The following is a 3,645-nucleotide window of genomic DNA, read 5'->3' on the forward strand; positions in this document are numbered from 1 at the left end:
GTGAGATATCCGGATCGCTACATGGCGTTAATCGTCAATCGATAAAGTGCTTGAAGCCACGCTGACTCAATGAGCAAGACGGGGGTGGTGAGTTCTCATCAGTCCTTAGGAGTACATCTATACTCCGTCACTATCCCGGTTTCCTCGGCCCCGACAACCTTCACTAGTGACCAGGGCATTCCCACACTGCTGGCAAAAAACGCCTATACCCACCCGTCCTCAGTCGTCATGGATGAAGGCCTGGTAGTTGCGATGATGACGTCGTCCTCTGGTGTCACCGTTGCCAGGTACCCCTCAGATTTCATCGCGCCCACCAATCTCTGGTTTGACTCAGTGTTTCTTACCTTGATCTTCTTGACCTTCGAACTCACGGTTTTGAAGTCCTCATCGTCGAGCAACGTCAGAGCTGCTGAAACGTCTGGCCACTTCATCCCTGGAAGACATTGTGTCAGCATTTCAGAGCGATGCTCCGGGATGAGGCTTGCGTTGCGAACCAGATGTCGCAGTACAGGCGTCAGCGAATCAGCAAACCTTTCGCCAGCTTGGTTGGCTAGCGCAGATACACGGCCGAGCTCAGGAACCGCTTCGGGTTTGCTTTCAATCGTCTCCAGGCTAAGCCCTGACCACATCTGAATTTTCAGTGTGAGTGGCAACGCTTTGCTTCTGCTCAGCGTGAGCATCGAGTCGAGTTGGAGCGAGCCGATATCGATCTCGGCTTTTGCTAGATCCCACCGTTCAACCAGGTACTGGCCTTCGAGGTGTGGGCAAGTACTCAATACGATGTCCCTGACCTCCGAGCTGTATGGAAGGAATGCTGAGGCCACCAGCATGACCCAGCGCCCCGCAGGTAAGACCGCTTTGATCATTGATAGATCTTGGAGCACGACTCCATCGAGCAATACCTTGAGCACGTCATTACTGATGCTGTGTGAGCTCAGAAGATACTGTTGCAACGCCCAGTCTGCGCTCGTTGACTGCCACAGCGTTCCCTTGAGAGCCGATGCATTCCGAGCGATGAACGCGGTGAACACCGTTGTGGGTTCCGATCCGATTTCTTCGCCCGAAACATGGCCGTCTGGCGCAATGAGTTTCTCAAAAAAGATCCACACAGCGTCAGCTTTGGCTACCAGGCGATCACTTTCAAGTGCCTTTGCCCAAAGATGTCTTGGGGTGTCATTGAGTGTGTGCAAGTCACAGGTCGTGTGATCGAAGAGTCGATTTGTCAGGTCGTCATCTGTGTCCAGTTCTGCTAGTAAACTGGCCAAGGAATCGCTTGATTCATCCAGGACAGCAGACTGACTTAGCAATGCGCTACCGAGCTCATCGGCGTGAGATAGCAGATAATCACCGAGCCCATTGATGCCCAAAGCCTGCAGTCTACGCAGAGACACCATGCCCACATCTGCAGGTTCGGATTTGGCGTCTTTAGAATCCTGTCCAGCTTCCGACTTCGCGCATATCAGCGATAGCATTGGGAGGTTGATCTTGATGCAGCGCCAGTCGATCAGCCTTTCGAGGTCAGCGAGACTCATCGTATGGCCCAGTGAGGCAAACTGGACTGGGTAAGCCCTGAGCCACGCCCAAGCTCCCACATTGCTATCTAATCCTGGCATCAGTCGTGAAGCATCTTCCAGCCAATCGATCGTAGGAACCAGATCCGTTGAAGCGTCATCGGCCAGGGTCTTGAAGTCGGATTCTGACAGGTTGTCGGCGATTACTTTGACGAGGGACTGACGAGCCTCGCTTCCTTCGAACACGCCGCCAGCATCCCCCGTGCCCCTGGCGTCGAAAAGGCTCTGAAACAGTTTGGGTTCTAGGCGGTACACGGCGCGGATAAATTCAGCCGCTTCTGCTCGGTTCAAAAGATCGCGTACAGCGACGGCCATTCGTCCGGGGTGTTCGTTGAGGCCGCTCTTAAGTATGTGGCTTAGCTGGGCATCTGCTGAGTTAGTTGCGAACGAGGTTGGTCGGGCGCTGAGACAGGCGATCAAGTCGACGATGATCCCCCTGCCTTCGTCGAGTTCGTCGCTCTTAAGCTTCTCCAGCACGGTACTCGGGCTATCGACAGGCGTGGATACCTCAGGCAGCACACCACGTCTCAGCGAAAGGATCAGATCTTTGTCACCAGGTGTCAGCGAACCTTGATAGAAATAACCAAGGTAGTCCGTGTAGTCGGCGTCGAGGAAACCATGCAGCATCAGATAGCTCACGACGTTCAAGCCTGGAAGTTTGTTTCTTACGACCTCCGCATAGCCTTTTTTGACGGCACTACTGAAGGACATCCGGATGACCTGATCCGATTGCTTCTGCACCGCTGCGATTTCGTCCGCGATTGTGCTGAGTCGCCGCCCAAGCAAAGCATGGCGCCGTTCATAGGATGTAGCGGTGATCAGCTCAGCCTTCGAGACATTTCTAGATTGGTTTCTGGCCCGCCCGAATTGATCCAAGACAACCATTGAGAGGGGCCCGGCGTGATTCATGAGTACGTCGAACACCTCGTCGGTCACGAACTGCTTTGGGGTGTACTGGGTAGCAGTGATTAGTACATGGGTTGCCGTGTCCATTTCGGTCAGTCGAAGAAGCGTGAACCACACGTAGGCCCTCAACTCAGTGACATTGTTGGCCAGTTCGAAGACCCGGTCATCTCGCTCACGCCGCAATTCATCAAGTCGCTGGGCATTGGCGCTGTTTTGCTGGGTTTTCCAGGCAGCCAGTCCCTTGATGACGCCATAAATCGCCCCTCGGCGTTTGACCAGGTCGGCGTACGCTCCGGGATGCAGATTTCGAATGGCGACAATCGCAAACAGCTTGTCTGGCTCTAGGCGTAAGCCGCTGGCAAGGATATTTGAGAACATATCGAATTCATTGACGATATTTTTCACCAGCCGGAGGTCATCGATGTAGTAGCAGACCGTCTCCACCAGTCGACGATCGAGATGTTCGCCCAAGGGTTTAGATTTGAACGTTCGATGGTTCAGCAGCTCCATCATCTTTTCTTGGGAGTTTTCCGAGTTGATTACGGGGATCACTGGGACGATGAGGTCAAAAAACTTAGTTTTCTCGCCGACGACGAACATTTCATCGCGCAGCGCGTAGACGAAATAGACGGGGCGTTTGACCTGAGGTGATTGCTTGATGATGAAATTGATTTCTCGCAATCGTGTGAACACGTCATGGATGCCGAACCGGTCGAGATCCTCAATGATCACCACGTCAATGCTGCTGCGTTCAAAGCAGTAAATGATCTCATCGATATTTTTGTGCAGGACGGAGCCGTGGTGGGTGGTCTCCAGTTTCCCGCCTTTGAGCGTCAACCCATCGATACTGAACAGCGAACCTAGCCTCAGACAAGTGTGTAGCAGGAGTACGCACCCTAACACGGCGATCCCGACGGCCAGCGGGCTAGGGATCAACAGCAGCCATTCCATGAGCCAAGTCGGTTCGATCTTTGGCAACTTTTCTGCCACAGGAACGTAAAGTCTCAGCGCTGCCAAAATGAGGGCGCCATAGCAGAGCGTTTTCCACCAGATCTTCAGGCCGGAAGCCTGATCGATTCTCTTAAGGCGGGTCTTGGGAAGCGTCTTTGCTGGGACGGCGTACAGGAGCTGCTGGACGATCGTCTCCTCAATCCGAGCAACGAGATCG

Annotated in this window: 1 protein-coding gene; it reads right to left on the reverse strand. The window is 53.6% G+C overall.

Annotated features, from left to right (window positions below):
* Positions 1 to 203: 203 nt before the first annotated feature.
* On the reverse strand, positions 204 to 3,645 hold a 3,442-nt coding region (locus BLX41_RS32565), incomplete at its 5' end, for a YobI family P-loop NTPase (protein ID WP_259745496.1).

Origin of the sequence: Pseudomonas protegens (assembly GCF_003732485.1) — a bacterium.
Lineage (GTDB): Bacteria > Pseudomonadota > Gammaproteobacteria > Pseudomonadales > Pseudomonadaceae > Aquipseudomonas > Aquipseudomonas protegens_B.